General features: G+C 70.5%; 15 protein-coding genes. 12 read left to right on the plus strand and 3 right to left on the minus strand.

What is annotated here, in order from left to right:
* Positions 1 to 220 precede the first annotated feature (220 nt).
* The 3 genes from rplM to glmM all read left to right on the plus strand — a co-directional run bounded on the left by rplM (position 221) and on the right by glmM (position 2728).
* The gene (rplM, locus tag ACH4YL_RS28425; protein WP_398510282.1) at positions 221 to 664 is read left to right on the plus strand and encodes a 50S ribosomal protein L13; all 444 of its coding nucleotides are present in this window, start codon (positions 221 to 223) and stop codon (positions 662 to 664) included.
* A gap of 44 nt (positions 665 to 708) precedes the next feature.
* Positions 709 to 1227: a 30S ribosomal protein S9 gene (gene rpsI / locus ACH4YL_RS28430; protein WP_398510283.1), complete on the plus strand. Its 519-nt coding sequence runs from the start codon at positions 709 to 711 to the stop codon at positions 1225 to 1227.
* A 142-nt stretch (positions 1228 to 1369) separates the two neighbouring features.
* Entirely contained in the window at positions 1370 to 2728 is a 1359-nt protein-coding gene (gene glmM, locus ACH4YL_RS28435; RefSeq protein WP_398510284.1) for a phosphoglucosamine mutase, read from the plus strand.
* A 127-nt stretch (positions 2729 to 2855) separates the two neighbouring features.
* Here the strand turns inward: glmM and ACH4YL_RS28440 are convergent, their stop codons facing one another.
* Together ACH4YL_RS28440 and coaA are read right to left on the minus strand one after the other, a co-directional pair.
* On the minus strand, positions 2856 to 3806 hold the full coding sequence (locus tag ACH4YL_RS28440) for a DUF389 domain-containing protein (RefSeq protein WP_398510285.1): 951 nt from the start codon (positions 3804 to 3806) through the stop codon (positions 2856 to 2858).
* 20 nt (positions 3807 to 3826) lie between these two features.
* Positions 3827 to 4816, minus strand: a complete 990-nt coding sequence (gene coaA / locus ACH4YL_RS28445) for a type I pantothenate kinase (RefSeq protein ID WP_398510286.1) — start codon at positions 4814 to 4816, stop codon at positions 3827 to 3829.
* Positions 4817 to 4989: 173 nt separating this feature from the next.
* Between coaA and ACH4YL_RS28450 the strand changes: the two genes are divergently transcribed.
* From ACH4YL_RS28450 to ACH4YL_RS28490, 9 genes are all read left to right on the plus strand, one after another.
* On the plus strand, positions 4990 to 5982 hold the full coding sequence (locus tag ACH4YL_RS28450) for an ATP-binding cassette domain-containing protein (protein WP_398510287.1): 993 nt from the start codon (positions 4990 to 4992) through the stop codon (positions 5980 to 5982).
* A complete protein-coding gene (locus tag ACH4YL_RS28455) occupies positions 5979 to 6788 on the plus strand; it encodes an ABC transporter permease (RefSeq protein WP_398510288.1) in 810 nt (269 codons plus the stop codon). Before ACH4YL_RS28450 ends, ACH4YL_RS28455 begins: the two co-directional genes overlap by 4 nt.
* 58 nt (positions 6789 to 6846) lie before the next feature.
* Entirely contained in the window at positions 6847 to 8694 is a 1848-nt protein-coding gene (gene glmS / locus ACH4YL_RS28460) for a glutamine--fructose-6-phosphate transaminase (isomerizing) (RefSeq protein ID WP_398510289.1), read from the plus strand.
* A gap of 46 nt (positions 8695 to 8740) precedes the next feature.
* On the plus strand, positions 8741 to 9109 hold the full coding sequence (locus tag ACH4YL_RS28465) for a holo-ACP synthase (RefSeq protein ID WP_398510290.1): 369 nt from the start codon (positions 8741 to 8743) through the stop codon (positions 9107 to 9109).
* A gap of 259 nt (positions 9110 to 9368) precedes the next feature.
* The gene (locus ACH4YL_RS28470) at positions 9369 to 10799 is read left to right on the plus strand and encodes an NAD(P)H-hydrate dehydratase (protein ID WP_398510291.1); all 1431 of its coding nucleotides are present in this window, start codon (positions 9369 to 9371) and stop codon (positions 10797 to 10799) included.
* 95 nt (positions 10800 to 10894) lie between these two features.
* A complete protein-coding gene (gene alr, locus ACH4YL_RS28475) occupies positions 10895 to 12046 on the plus strand; it encodes an alanine racemase (protein WP_398510292.1) in 1152 nt (383 codons plus the stop codon).
* 10 nt (positions 12047 to 12056) lie between these two features.
* Positions 12057 to 13283, plus strand: coding sequence for an alpha/beta fold hydrolase (locus ACH4YL_RS28480; protein WP_398510293.1), 1227 nt, complete (start codon positions 12057 to 12059; stop codon positions 13281 to 13283).
* The gene (tsaE, locus tag ACH4YL_RS28485) at positions 13255 to 13773 is read left to right on the plus strand and encodes a tRNA (adenosine(37)-N6)-threonylcarbamoyltransferase complex ATPase subunit type 1 TsaE (protein ID WP_398510294.1); all 519 of its coding nucleotides are present in this window, start codon (positions 13255 to 13257) and stop codon (positions 13771 to 13773) included. The genes ACH4YL_RS28480 and tsaE overlap by 29 nt, the downstream gene beginning before the upstream one ends.
* Before the next feature lie 182 nt (positions 13774 to 13955).
* The gene (locus ACH4YL_RS28490; protein ID WP_398510295.1) at positions 13956 to 14135 is read left to right on the plus strand and encodes a hypothetical protein; all 180 of its coding nucleotides are present in this window, start codon (positions 13956 to 13958) and stop codon (positions 14133 to 14135) included.
* 63 nt (positions 14136 to 14198) lie between these two features.
* On the opposite strand, the gene ACH4YL_RS28495 is transcribed toward ACH4YL_RS28490, so the two are convergent.
* Positions 14199 to 14750, minus strand: a complete 552-nt coding sequence (locus tag ACH4YL_RS28495) for a hypothetical protein (RefSeq protein ID WP_398510296.1) — start codon at positions 14748 to 14750, stop codon at positions 14199 to 14201.
* Positions 14751 to 14848: the final 98 nt, after the last annotated feature.

The following is a 14848-nucleotide window of genomic DNA, read 5'->3' on the forward strand; positions in this document are numbered from 1 at the left end:
CACCGGTTTTGACCCGAACAGGGCACCGCGGGTACTCTTCGAGTTCGTTATGCGTATCGGCTTGGTCGTTCTCACACGAGAGGCCCTTACGTAGGTTCCCTGGAGCAGTTACCAGTGGGCGGCATACGGGCAGTGTTCCCGGCATTGCCGTCCCCAGCTGCACGATCGCTTCAGTGATGCCATGTGTCAGCACCCATCCACTGAAGAAGAAGGCTGCGAAGTGCGTACGTACAGCCCCAAGCCCGGCGATGTGACTCGCCAGTGGCACGTCATTGACGCGCAGGACATCGTCCTGGGCCGTCTGGCGACCACTGCCGCCAACCTCCTGCGCGGCAAGCACAAGCCGACCTACGCCCCCCACATGGACATGGGCGATTTCGTCATCATCATCAACGCCGAGAAGGTTCACCTCTCCGGCAACAAGAAGACCCAGAAGATGGCGTACCGCCACTCCGGGTACCCGGGTGGTCTCCGCTCCGTCCGCTACGACGAGCTGCTGGCCAAGAGCCCGGAGAAGGCCGTGGAGAAGGCCATCAAGGGCATGATCCCCAAGAACACCCTGGGCCGTCAGATGCTCTCGAAGCTGAAGATCTACGCGGGCGAGAACCACCCGCACGCTGCTCAGCAGCCGGTCCCGTTCGAGATCACCCAGGTCGCGCAGTAGTTCCGGCCACCCCCTAAGACATAAAGAAAAATCTGAGGAGAATCGTGGCCGAGACCACTGCAGAGACCCCCGTCGAGGGCGAAGAGACCTTCGCCGAGGTGACGACCTTCGAGTCGGAAGCCCCTGTCGAGGGCGAGTACACCTCCGAGTCCACGGCGTCCCGCTTCGGCGACCCGCAGCCGGCTGCCGGCCTGGGCCGTCGCAAGAACGCCATTGCCCGCGTCCGGATCGTTCCGGGCACCGGCAAGTGGAAGATCAACGGTCGCACCCTTGAGGACTACTTCCCCAACAAGGTGCACCAGCAGGAAGTCAACGAGCCCTTCAAGGTGCTCGAGCTCGACAACCGCTACGACGTTGTCGCCCGCATCTCGGGTGGCGGCGTCTCCGGCCAGGCCGGCGCGCTGCGCCTCGGCGTGGCCCGCGCGCTGAACGAGGCGGACGTGGACAACAACCGCCCGGCGCTCAAGAAGGCCGGCTTCCTCTCCCGCGACGACCGTGCGGTCGAGCGCAAGAAGGCCGGTCTGAAGAAGGCCCGCAAGGCCCCGCAGTACAGCAAGCGCTAAATCGCCTGCTCGGTCTGCTTTTTACGTACGCCCCGGCGGCACTCCCGTGCTGCCGGGGCGTACGTCTTTCCACCACCTCGGGCGTATAACGGGCATACGCGTTTCGAGGTTTGCATTTTCGGAGCATTTTCGGAGGACAACTGTGGGACGACTCTTCGGCACGGACGGCGTGCGCGGTGTTGCCAACGCGGATCTGACGGCGGAGCTCGCGCTCGGCCTCTCGGTCGCGGCGGCGCATGTGCTCGCCGAAGCGGGCACCTTTGAAGGGCACCGGCCGACCGCCGTTGTCGGGCGGGACCCGCGTGCGTCGGGAGAGTTCCTGGAGGCCGCCGTCGTGGCGGGTCTCGCAAGCGCGGGCGTGGACGTGCTGCGCGTCGGCGTGCTGCCGACGCCGGCGGTGGCGTATCTCACCGGTTCGCTCGGCGCGGACCTCGGCGTGATGCTCTCCGCCAGCCACAACGCCATGCCGGACAACGGCATCAAGTTCTTCGCGCGCGGCGGGCACAAGCTGGCCGACGAGCTCGAGGACCGCATCGAGACGGTGTACGAGCAGCACCGCACGGGTGAGCCGTGGGAGCGGCCGACCGGCGCGGGCGTGGGGCGGGTCCGGGACTACGACGAGGGCTTCGACAAGTACGTCGCGCATCTCATCGCCGTACTGCCGAACCGGCTCGACGGGCTGAAGGTCGTACTCGACGAGGCGCACGGCGCGGCGGCGCGAGTGTCGCCGGAGGCGTTCGCGCGGGCCGGGGCCGAGGTCATCACGATCGGCGCGGACCCGGACGGGCTCAACATCAACGACGGCTGCGGATCGACGCATCTGGACCTGCTGAAGGCCGCGGTCACCGAGCACGGCGCGGACCTCGGCATCGCGCACGACGGCGACGCGGACCGCTGCCTGGCCGTGGACGCCGCTGGCGCGGAGGTCGACGGCGACCAGATTCTCGCGGTGCTGGCGCTCGCCATGCGCGAGGCGGGCACGCTGCGCGGCGACACCGTGGTGGCGACCGTCATGTCCAACCTCGGCTTCAAGATCGCGATGGAGCGGGAGGGCGTACAGCTGGTGCAGACCGCGGTCGGCGACCGGTACGTCCTGGAGTCGATGAAGGAGCACGGTTACGCGCTCGGCGGCGAGCAGTCGGGCCACGTCATCGTGCTGGACCACGCGACGACCGGCGACGGCACGCTCACCGGCCTGATGCTGGCGGCGCGCGTCGCTACGACGAAGCGCTCGCTGGCGGATCTGGTGGCGGTCATGGAGCGGCTGCCGCAGGTGCTCATCAATGTGCCGGACGTCGACAAGTCGCGAGTGAAGACCTCCGCGGAGCTGGCGGGCGCGGTCGCCGAGGCGGAGCGGGAACTGGGCGCGACAGGGCGCGTGCTGCTGCGTCCGTCGGGCACGGAGCCGCTGGTCCGCGTGATGGTCGAGGCGGCGGACATCGAGCAGGCGCGGTCGGTGGCGGGACGGCTGGCGGACGCGGTCAAGTCGGCGCTGGGCTAGTACTGCGCGGGGACGGGGGCCCTGCGCTCCACCCTCGGGGGTGGGGCGTTGGGCCCCGGCCCGGTTCGGGGCCCCGAGCCGGCAGGCGGGCGGGCGCGCAGTTCCCGAGCGCCCGGGGGCACTGAGCTCAGAGGTATGTGGCCTTGGACGCCGTACGTTCCTGGTGGCGCGCCCACAGGAGCTTCTGGATCACCAGCGTCAGTATGCCCGCCAGCACGATGCCCAGCAGGTTCAGCAGCAGCTGTTCCGTCGAGCCCCAGGCCTGGTCGTACCGCTGGAAGCTGAAGGCCACCGCCGCGTTCGCCGCAGCCGGGACCGTTGTCACCGAGATCGCCACGCCCACCAGCGCGCCGGACTTCGCCGAGGTCAGCGACAGCATGCCGGCCGAGCCCGCGAGCACCGCGACCACGAACGAGAACCAGTCCGGGTTGTAGATGAAGGCCGTGTTGGGGCGGTCGGCGTCCAGCTGTGCCGCACTGAAGAGGTCCACCCAGTCCATGAAGAGGCTGAAGACCACGGTGAGCACCATGGCCGCGGCGAAGCCCACGATCAGCGCCAGGAACGAGCGCCAGGCCAGCCGAGGGGCGCGCTGCACCAGCGCCGTGCACAGGCCGGCCAGCGGGCCGAACTCCGGGCCGACCGCCATCGCGCCCACGATCAGGATCGCGTTGTCGAGCACCACGCCACACGCCGCGATCATCGTCGCCAGTGTCAGAAACGCGATGTACGTGACGGAGAGCGTGGACTCCTCGTGCGTCGCGTCCGCCAGGTGCTCCCAGAGCACCGCGTCCGCGCCCTCGCCCGGGGCTTCTTCCTCCGCCTTGTCGGCGCGCCGGGACAGCGAGAGGCCGATGTTCTCGACGGCGATCGAGCCGGTCTCGTCGATGCCGAGCGCACGCAGGCCGCCGATCAGCCCGTCGCCCGCCTCGCGCGCCACGTCGCACATCACCACGTCGCCGCGCGGATTGCGGGCGGCGCCGGGGATGACGGCGAGATGCGCGGTGCCGACGGTCTGCTCGACCAGCTGGACGACTTCGGCGGTGCGGTCGGCCGGGGTGATCAGGCGGAGATGCAGCACGCCGTCGGCTCCTCAGGGGTTCACAGCTTGCGCAGGGACAGGCGCTGGACCTTGTGGTCCGGGCCCTTGCGCAGCACCAGCGTGGCGCGTCCACGGGTCGGCGCCACGTTCTCCAGCAGGTTCGGTTTGTTGATGGTGCGCCACATCGTACGGGCGTAGTCCAGCGCCTCCTCCTCGGACACCTGTGTGTACTTCCTGAAGTACGAGAACGGGTTCTGGAAGGCCGTCTCGCGCAGTTTGCGGAAGCGGTTGAGGTACCAGGTCTCGATGTCCTCGGGGCGCGCGTCGACGTACACGGAGAAGTCGAAGTAGTCCGCGAGACCGACGCGGGTGCGGCCGTCCTTGCCGGGCAGTGCGGGCTGCAGGACGTTCAGCCCTTCGACGATCAGGATGTCCGGCCTGCGTACGGTCAGCCGTTCGCCCGGCACGATGTCGTAGATCAGATGCGAGTAGACCGGCGCGGTGACCTCGTCCTTGCCCGCCTTGATGTCGGCGACGAAACGGGTCAGCGCGCGCCGGTCGTACGACTCCGGGAAGCCCTTGCGCGACATCAGCCCGCGGGACTGGAGCTCCTTCATCGGGAGCAGGAAACCGTCGGTGGTGACCAGCTCCACGCGCGGGTGCTCCGGCCAGCGGGCGAGCATGGCCTGCAGCAGACGGGCGACGGTGGACTTGCCGACGGCGACGGAGCCGGCCACGCCTATGACGAACGGGGTGCCGCGCTGGGTGCCGTGGCCGTTGCCCGCCTCGCCGAGGAAGGTGTTCAGCGCTCCGCGCAGCTCGCCGGTCGCCTGGACGTACAGATTCAGCAGTTGCGACAGCGGCAGATAGACGTCCCGTACCTCGTCGAGGTCGATGACATCGCCGAGCCCGCGCAGCCGCTCGACCTCCTCGGCGGTGAGAGGAAGCGGGCTTTTGTCGCGCAGCGCGCTCCATTCGGAGCGGGTCAGATCGACGTACGGCGTCGGCTCTGCCCTGCGATGGCTGCTTCGTGGCGGCGAAGTGATCACAAGGACATTGTCGGCGCTGGGCGGTCCGTGCGCGGAGTGGCGTCCCTCACTCGTTCCCGCCCGTTCTCACCCCGTCCTGTGGGCGGCCGATGAGGAATGTCAGTGGCGTGGGTCACAGTTATGTGAGGAGTGGGCGCCGGCCTGACGTTCACGGACCCGCGAGGGGAAAACCGATGACGTATGCGATCCAGGCGGAGGGCCTGGCCAAGCGATTCAAGGACACTCAGGCGCTGGCCGGAGTGGATCTGGCGGCACGGGCAGGAACCGTGCTCGGGCTGCTGGGGCCGAACGGGGCGGGGAAGACGACGGCGGTCCGGATCTTCGCCACGCTGATCCAGCCCGATGCCGGACGCGCGCTGGTGGCCGGTCATGACGTCGTGAAGGAAGCCGGGGCCGTGCGCTCGCTGGTCGGGCTCACCGGGCAGTACGCGGCGGTCGACGAGAATCTGACCGGCACCGAGAATCTGCTGCTCATCGGCAGGCTGCTCGGGTTGTCCAGACGAGCGGCGCATGCGCGGGCGGACGAGCTGCTGGAGCGTTTTCAGCTCACTGATGCCGCCGGACGGGCGGTGAAGACGTTCTCCGGCGGCATGCGGCGCCGACTGGACCTGGCGGCGAGCCTGGTGGGCAGGCCGCGGATCCTCTTTCTCGACGAGCCGACGACCGGTCTCGACCCGCACAGCCGTGGTGAGGTGTGGGACATGCTGCGGGGCCTGGTCGCCGACGGCGCCACCGCGTTGCTGACCACGCAGTATCTGAACGAGGCTGATGTGCTCGCCGACGACATCGTGGTGATCGACAAGGGCCGGGTGATCGCCGACGGCACGCCCGACGAGCTGAAGTCGCAGGTCGGCGGCCAGGTGCTGGAGCTCAGGCCGGTCAATTCCGCGGATCTGGTGACGGCGCACGAGCTGGTGACCGAGGCGGCCGGTGGGCTGACCCGGATCGAGGGCGAGTCCGTCACGGCCCCGGTGAAGGATCCGGAGCTGATGCCGGCGGTGGTGCGGCGGCTCGACCGGGCCGGGATAGCGGTGGGTGAGCTGACGCTGCGTCGTTCCTCGCTTGACGAGGTCTTCCTGACACTGACCGGGCACCGGGCGGAGCCCGAGGCGCCGGAGGAGACCGACGTGGACGAGAGCGAGTTCGAGAAGGTGAGTTCGGCATGACGGCCACGACCATCACCGCGCCGCTGACCAAATCGGGCCGGGTGCGTCCGCTGGCCGGGCTCCAGCAGACCCTGACCATGGCCTGGCGCAGTCTGGTGGCCGTCAAGCACAACCCGCTGGAGCTGGTGGACTACAGCATCACGCCGATCATGTTCGTGTTCCTGTTCACGTACGTCCTCGGCGGCCAGATGGCCGGCTCGCCCGAGGCGTATCTGGAGTACGCGCTGCCCGGCATCATCGTGCAGAACACGCTGTTCATGACGATGTACACCGCGATGGCGCTCAACACCGACCTGACCAAAGGCGTCTTCGACCGGCTGCGCAGCCTGCCGATAGCCCGCTCCGCGCCGCTCATCGGCCGGATCACCGCCGACCTCGCCAAGCATGTCTGGGCGATGCTGCTGATGATCGGCCTGGGCCTGGTGCTGGGCTTCGACCTCACCGGCGGCTTCGACGGATTCCTGCTCGGCGCGGTGCTGTTGGTCGTGTTCGCGGCGGCGGTGTCGTGGAGCGCGGTGCTGATCGGGATGCTGGCGGGCGACGCCGAGAAGGTGCAGGCGTTCGCGTTCACGATCATCTTCCCGATCACCTTCACCAGCAGCGCGTTCGTGGTGGTCGACACGATGCCGGGCTGGCTCCAGGCGTGGAGCGACGTCAACCCGGTGACGCATCTGTCGGACGCGTACCGCGGGCTGCTGGTCGGCGGACCCGTGGCCGAGCCGGTGCTCTGGTCGCTGCTCTGGGCGGCGGGCATAGCCGCCGTCTTCTACCCGCTGGCGATGCGGGCGTACCGGGCGAAGGTGTAGCCGGGGTCTTCCGACCGGGGTCCGGGGCACCGCGCGGTGCACGCCGTAGGCTGCCGACATGTGCGGAATCGTGGGTTACGTCGGCGGACAGTCGGCGCTTGATGTGGTCATCGCGGGCCTCAAGCGGCTCGAGTACCGGGGCTACGACTCGGCCGGTGTGGCGGTACTCGCCGACGGCGGGCTTGCCGCGGCGAAGAAGGCGGGCAAGCTCGTCAATCTGGAGAAGGAGTTGGTGGGCCGGCCGCTGCCGAGCGGCTCCACCGGCATCGGGCACACCCGGTGGGCGACGCACGGCGGGCCGACCGACGCCAACGCCCATCCGCATCTGGACAACGCGGGCCGTGTTGCCGTCGTGCACAACGGCATCATCGAGAACTTCGCCGTGCTGCGCGCCGAGTTGGCCGAGCGCGGACACGAACTCGCGTCGGAGACCGACACCGAGGTCGTGGCGCATCTGCTCGCCGAGTCGTTCTCGTCGTGCGGTGATCTGGCGGAGTCGATGCGCCAGGTGTGCCGGCAGCTGGAGGGCGCGTTCACGCTGGTCGCCGTGCATGCGGACGAGCCGGACGTGGTGGTGGGCGCTCGGCGGAACTCGCCGCTGGTGGTCGGCGTCGGCGAGGGCGAGTCGTTCCTCGCCTCCGACGTGGCCGCGTTCATCGCGCACACCCGCTCCGCGCTGGAGCTCGGCCAGGACCAGGTGGTGGAGCTGCGGCGGGACGGTGTGACGGTCACCGACTTCGACGGAGCGCCGGCGGACGTGCGGGCGTACCACGTGGACTGGGACGCGTCGGCGGCCGAGAAGGGCGGCTACGACTACTTCATGCTCAAGGAGATTGCCGAGCAGCCGAAGGCGGTCGCCGACACCCTGCTGGGCCGGATCGACGCGGCGGGCTCGCTCACGCTCGACGAGGTGCGGATCCCCGTCTCCGTGCTGCGCGCGGCCGACAAGGTCGTCATCGTGGCGTGCGGAACGGCCTTCCACGCCGGGCTGATCGCCAAGTACGCGATCGAGCACTGGACCCGGATCCCGTGCGAGGTGGAGCTGGCGAGCGAGTTCCGTTACCGCGACCCGATCCTGGACCAGCGGACGCTGGTGATCGCGATCTCGCAGTCCGGCGAGACCATGGACACGCTGATGGCGCTGCGGCACGCACGCGAGCAGGGCGCGAAGGTGCTGGCCATCTGCAATACGAACGGCTCCACGATTCCCCGTGAGTCGGACGCCGTCCTGTACACGCACGCCGGGCCCGAGGTCGCCGTCGCGTCGACCAAGGCTTTTCTGACGCAATTGGTGGCCTGCTATCTGGTGGCGCTCTATCTGGGCCAGGTGCGCGGCACCAAGTGGGGCGACGAAATCCGGGCCGTCATCCGGGACTTGGCGCGGATCTCCGACGAGGTCGAGCGGGTCCTGGAGACCATGGAGCCGGTGCGCGCGCTGGCCCGGTCGCTCGCCGACAAGAACACCGTGCTGTTCCTGGGCCGCCATGTCGGCTATCCGGTGGCGCTGGAAGGCGCGTTGAAGCTGAAGGAACTGGCGTACATGCACGCGGAAGGGTTCGCGGCCGGCGAGCTCAAGCACGGGCCGATCGCGCTGATCGAAGAGGACCTGCCGGTGGTGGTCGTCGTGCCGTCGGCGCGCGGGCGCTCGGTGCTGCACGACAAGATCGTCTCCAATATCCAGGAGATCAGGGCGCGCGGGGCGAGGACGATCGTGATCGCTGAGGAGGGCGACGAGACGGTTGTGCCGTACGCGGATCACCTCATCCGCATCCCGGCCACGCCGACGCTGCTCCAGCCGCTGGTCGCGACGGTGCCGCTGCAGGTCTTCGCCTGCGAGCTGGCGACGGCCCGCGGCAACGAGGTCGACCAGCCGCGCAACCTGGCGAAGTCGGTGACGGTGGAGTGAGCACAGCGAGCGGAGCAGGGCTCTTGAGTACGGCGGTCACCGTCGAATGATCATTGGGGTGGGGATCGATGTCGCCGAGATCGACCGGTTCACCGAGTCGATGAAACGTACCCCGCGGATGGCCGAACGGGTCTTCCTGGAGCGGGAGTTGCTGCTGCCGAGCGGTGAGCGGCGCGGCTATGCCTCGCTGGCCGCCCGGTTCGCCGCCAAGGAGGCGGTCGCCAAGGCGCTCGGCGCGCCCGGCGGGCTGCACTGGACCGACGCCGAGGTGTACGTCGAGGACAGCGGCAGGCCGCGGCTGCGGGTGCGCGGGACGGTCGCGGCGCGCGCGGCCGAGCTCGGCGTGCGGTCGTGGCACGTCTCGCTGAGCCATGACGCGGGCGTGGCCTCCGCGGTCGTGATCGCGGAGGGGTAGGGCCTGTCGTCTGGGTCTTGCCGGGCTCGCGTGCCCTGGCACCGCGCCTCGCCGCGTTGTCGTAGGTCGGCATGGCTCCGCCATGCCTCCCTCCTCCGCCTTGCGATCCGTCCCCTGGGCCCTGGGGGCCCGGGGAGGCCCCATGGCACCAGACCGGCTCACTGATCCGGCCTGACCCAGACGAAAGGCCCTAGCGCGCGTGACCGGGCCCGGCCGCAACTCCGCGCCCGGGAGCGTGCGGTGCGGCAGACTCGTGGACATGCGTACTGCGTACAGCGTGGAGACCGTGAGGAACGCCGAGGCCGAGCTGATGGCACGGCTGCCGGACGGCGCGCTCATGCAGCGCGCCGCCGCCGGACTGGCCGCCGCCTGCGCGGATCTGCTCGGCCGGGTGTACGGAGCGAGAGTCGTCCTGCTCGTCGGGAGCGGGGACAACGGCGGCGACGCGCTGTACGCCGGCGCGCGGCTGGCCCGCCGGGGCGCCGGGGTGTCCGCGGTGCTGCTCGGGTCGCGTACGCACGAAGCCGGGCTCGCGGCGCTGCTCGGCGCGGGCGGGCGGGTCGCGGACGATCCGTTCGAGGTGCTGGCCGTCGCGGATCTGGTGATGGACGGTGTCACCGGGATCGGCGGACAGGGCGGTCTGCGCGCGGACGCGGTGCCGGTGGCCCGCGCGGCCCGCGGCTCCAACGCGGCCGTCGTCGCCGTCGACCTGCCCAGTGGCGTCGAGGCGGACAGCGGCGAGGTGCGCGGCGAGGCTCTGCGGGCCGACGCGACGGTCACCTTCGGCACATACAAGCCGGGGCTGCTGATCGATCCCGCGCGGGAGTACGCGGGGACGGTGCGGCTCGTCGGCATCGGGCTCGAGGAGCATCTGCCGTCCGTGCCCGATCTCGAGGCGCTGCAACACGTGGATGTGGCGCAGCTGTTGCCCGTACCCGCCGCGGAGAGCGACAAGTACCGGCGCGGCGTGGTGGGCATTGCCGCCGGGTCCTCGCGCTATCCGGGCGCGGCCGTGCTCGCGGTGGCGGGTGCGCTGCGCGGAGGCGCCGGCGCCGTGCGGTACGTCGGGCCCGCGGCCGAAGCGGTGATCGCCCGTTTCCCGGAGGCGCTTGTCCACGCCGGACCTCCCGCGAAGGCGGGCCGGGTGCAGGCGTGGGTCGTCGGTCCCGGCCTCGGCGACGAACTCGATCCCGTACAGGACGTGCTGGCGTCCGACGTCCCGGTGCTGATCGACGCGGACGGCCTGCGCCTGCTGGATCCGGCGGCGGTACGAGGCAGGTCCGCGCCGACGCTGCTGACTCCGCACGCGGGCGAGGCGGCGGCGCTGCTCGGCGTCCCGCGCGAGGAGGTGGAGTCGGCTCGGCTGGCCTCCGTACGCGAACTGGCGGCGAGGTACGGCGCGACGGTCCTGCTCAAGGGCTCGACGACACTCGTCGCGGCGCCCGACCACACGCCTGTGCGGGTGAATCCGATGGGCACTCCCTGGCTGGCGACAGCCGGCAGCGGCGACGTCCTCTCGGGCCTGGCCGGCTCGCTGCTGGCCGCGGGTCTCGAGGCACGGAACGCGGGGTCGGTGGCGGCCTATCTGCACGGCCTGGCGGCCCGGCACGCCGCGTCCGAAGGCACGCCGATCACCTCGTACGAAGTGGCCGCCGCGCTCGCGTCCGCCTGGCGTGACGTACGGGACTGAGGCCGCGTACTCGTGAGGAACCGCACAGCGCTCGCTCGTTGAAACGGCGACCTGTTGTACGAGTCCTGTCGTACCCCTCTGAGACACTGGGCGCGATGAGTCAGTCAACGCCTCTTCGAGCCCGTGCCGAGATCGACCTCGCGGCCCTGCGCGCCAATGTGCGTGCGCTTCGTGGCCGCGCGCCCCGTGCTGCCCTGATGGCCGTGGTGAAGTCGGACGCGTACGGACACGGCATGGTGCCCTGCGCCAAGGCCGCGCTCGAAGCCGGGGCGAGCTGGCTCGGGACCGCCACGCCGCAGGAGGCGCTCGCGCTGCGGGCCGCGGGCATCGACGCCCGCATCCTGTGCTGGCTGTGGACTCCCGGCGACCCGTGGCGCGAAGGCATCGAGGCTGATCTCGACATGTCCGTGAGCGGCCTGTGGGCGCTCACAGAGGTCACCGCCGCCGCGCGGGAGGCCGGGCGCCCGGCCCGTATCCAGCTCAAGGCCGACACCGGCCTGGGTCGGAACGGCTGCCAGCCTGCCGACTGGCCCGAACTGGTCGCCGCCGCGCTCGCCGCCGAGGCCGAAGGCACCGTCAAGGTCACCGGCCTCTGGTCGCACTTCGCCTGCGCCGACGAGCCGGGACACCCCTCCATCGCCGCCCAGCTGGACGTGTTCCGCGAGATGCTGGCGTACGCCGAGAAGGAGGGCATCGAGCCGGAGGTCCGGCACATCGCCAACTCGCCGGCGACGCTGACCCTCCCGGAGGCCCACTTCGACCTGGTGCGCACCGGCATCGCGATGTACGGCATCTCGCCCAGCCCCGAGCTCGGCACGCACGAGGAGCTCGGCCTGTGGCCGGTGATGACCCTGGCCGCCTCCGTGGCCCTGGTCAAGCGCGTTCCTGCGGGTCACGGCGTCAGTTACGGGCATCACTACGTCACGGCGGGCGAGACCACTCTCGGCCTCATCCCGCTGGGCTACGCGGACGGCATCCCGCGCCATGCCTCCGGCCGGGGACCTGTCCTGGTCGGCGGCGAGTGGCACAGGATCGCCGGCCGCGTCGCCATGGACCAGTTCGTGGTGGATCTCGGCGGCAAGAAGGTCCAGGAGGGCGCCGAGGCACTGCTCTTCGGACCGGGCCGCCGGGGCGAGCCGACCGCCGAGGACTGGGCCGAGGCGGCGGGCACCATCGCGTACGAGATCGTCACCCGCATCGGTACGAGAGTTCCGCGCGTCTACCTGAACGAGTACTCCGACGAGTAGGAGCGGCACGGTGAGCGAGACCAGCACGGGGGACGCCGTGGTTGCCGCAGCAGCGGCCGCCACGACGGGCAACTGGCGCAAGGCGGGCATCGCCGGCACCGCGATAGGCGTCATCGCCGCGGGCGCGGCCGCGGGCGTCGCCATAGAGCGGCTGACCGTGGGCCGCGGCATGCGCAAGAAGGCCAGGCTCGCGCTGGACGCGTCGGGCCCGTACGGCGCGCTGCGCGGAATGCCGGGCAAGGCGTACTCCGACGACGGCACGGAGCTGTACTACGAGGCGGACGAGGTCGACCCGGAGGCGGGCGGCCCGCGCCGCCGCAGGCTCTTCGGCCGCAAGGCCCCGGCCCCGGTCACCGTCGTCTTCAGCCACGGCTACTGCCTGAGCCAGGACTCCTGGCACTTCCAGCGCGCCGCCCTGCGCGGGCTGGTGCGCACGGTGCACTGGGACCAGCGCAGCCACGGCCGGTCGGCCCGCGGCGCGGCACAGGCGGGCCCGGACGCCGTGCCGGTCTCCATCGATCAGCTCGGCCGTGACCTGAAGGCGGTGATCGACGCGGCGGCGCCCGAGGGGCCGCTGGTGCTGGTCGGCCACTCCATGGGCGGCATGACGATCATGGCCCTGGCCGACCAGTATCCGGAGCTGATCCGGGACCGGGTCGTCGGCGCCGCCTTCGTCGGCACATCGGCCGGCAGGCTCGGTGAGGTGAACTACGGCCTGCCGCTGGCCGGGGTGAACGCGGTGCGGCGGGTGCTGCCCGGCGTGCTGAAGGCACTCGGCTCGCAGGCCGAGCTGGTCGAGCGTGGCCGCCGTGCCACCGCCGACCTGTTCGCGGGCCTGATCAAGCGGTACTCGTTCTCGTCCAGGGATGTGGACCCGGCGGTCGCGCGGTTCGCCGAGCGGCTGATCGAGTCGACGCCGATCGACGTGGTCGCGGAGTTCTACCCGGCCTTCGTCGAGCACGACAAGGCCGAGTCGCTCGCCGTCTTCCGCGAGGTGCCGGTGCTCGTCCTCGCGGGTGACAAGGATCTGGTGACACCGAGCTCGCACAGCGAGGCCATCGCGGACCTGCTGCCGGACTCGGAGCTGGTGATCGTGCCGGACGGCGGGCACCTGGTGATGCTGGAGCATCCGGAGGCCGTCACGGACCGGCTGGCGGACCTGCTGGCCCGGGTCGGAGCGGTCCCGGCACCGGCTAACGTTGGCCCGTATGGAAGCACCGCACAGCCCGGCGGCTGAGGCCGTCGCCGTCGCCCGTTTCGCCGTCGAAACCCCGGAGCAGATGCAGGAGGTGGGGCGGCGACTGGCGAAGCTGCTGCGCCCCGGCGATCTGGTGATGCTCACGGGCGAGCTGGGCGCGGGCAAGACGACGCTGACCCGGGGCCTGGGTGAGGGCCTCGGAGTCCGCGGCGCCGTCACCTCCCCGACCTTTGTGATCGCCCGCGTGCATCCGTCGCTGACCGGCGGTCCCGCTCTGGTCCATGTGGACGCGTACCGCCTCGGCGGCGGCCTGGACGAGATGGAGGACCTCGATCTCGATGTCTCGCTGCCGGATTCGGTGGTGGCGGTGGAGTGGGGCGACGGGAAGGTCGAGGACCTCTCGGACGACCGGCTGCATGTGGTGATCCACCGGGTCGTCGCGCATACGGACGACGACCGCCGACACGTGACGCTGACCGGTTTCGGCGCGCGCTGGGCCGCTGTGGACCTGGCAGCGGCGGGAGCCTGAGCCGCCGGCTTCCGAGCGCGGCCAGGTCCGTTCGGAGCCGGTCCGTACATCCGGACTGTGGATGTTCCGACAAGACGTCGGCAAGATGTTGCGCGGGCCGTGCCGCGCGTGGTCACATGGTACGGAGATCTGGTTAGGTCTACCTAACCAGGCCTGCCCCCGGAGAGACCCAGGAGGCATCCATGTCGGCGTCCGAGCGCGAGACCCAGCCACGGCAGGAGTCGGCCAGACCGATGCCGCCGGCACCGTCGGCCCTGTCGATGCGAGATCTGCTGGCGTCCTGCGCCGCGGCCAGCGCGGTCTCCACTCCGCCGCGCGACGAGCACGCGGGCGAGCGTGAACCACGGCGCGACGCCGCGTAATTCGTACGAGCGGAATCCGCGGAGCCCGGACACGGACAGCGCCCGGCCGCGGAACGCGACCGACTACGGAACGACGACGACCTTCGAGCCGATCGTCGCGAACGTCCACATCGCGTCGCCGTCCGCCCTGGCCATCCGTACGCCGCCGGTCTTCCTCTTCGGGTCCGGGCTCGCCATCGACCCGTTCACCGCGGCGCTGAAGCCGATCGACACGTCGTCGACGTTCGCGAACCGCACCACATGCTCGATCGACACGCCGTCCGAGCCGGGCACCTTCCCCGACCGCGAGGTCACCGTGTACGAACCGGGCGGCGGGCTCACCGTGGACGGCATGACCGCGAAGGTCCGCGTGACCTTCGCCTTCGGGCCCACCAGCCACACGCGCCGGTCACCCAGCGCATAGACCACGCGCACACCGACGCCCGATTTCGCGGGCAGCGTGAGCGGGTTCTTCGCGTTCTCCCTGGGAGTCTGCGCCGAAGGCGCCGAACTCGGTGTCGCGGGCTTGCCGAGCTGGTCGGGGGCGCTCGCCGACGCCTGGTAGGCGAGGAATCCGACGCCTGCCAGAGCGGCTGCCGTGAGCCCGGCCACCAGTCCCGAGCTGCTCCGTGCCACCGTGCCCACCTCTCTGGTTGACGTATCAGATGTGACGGTAGCAGCAGCCCAACGGTCCTTCGGGGCGCCGTGGCCCGGGCGCGGGAGCCGTAGGCTGT

The sequence above is a fragment of the Streptomyces sp. NPDC020681 genome, assembly GCF_044334895.1.
GTDB lineage: Bacteria > Actinomycetota > Actinomycetes > Streptomycetales > Streptomycetaceae > Streptomyces.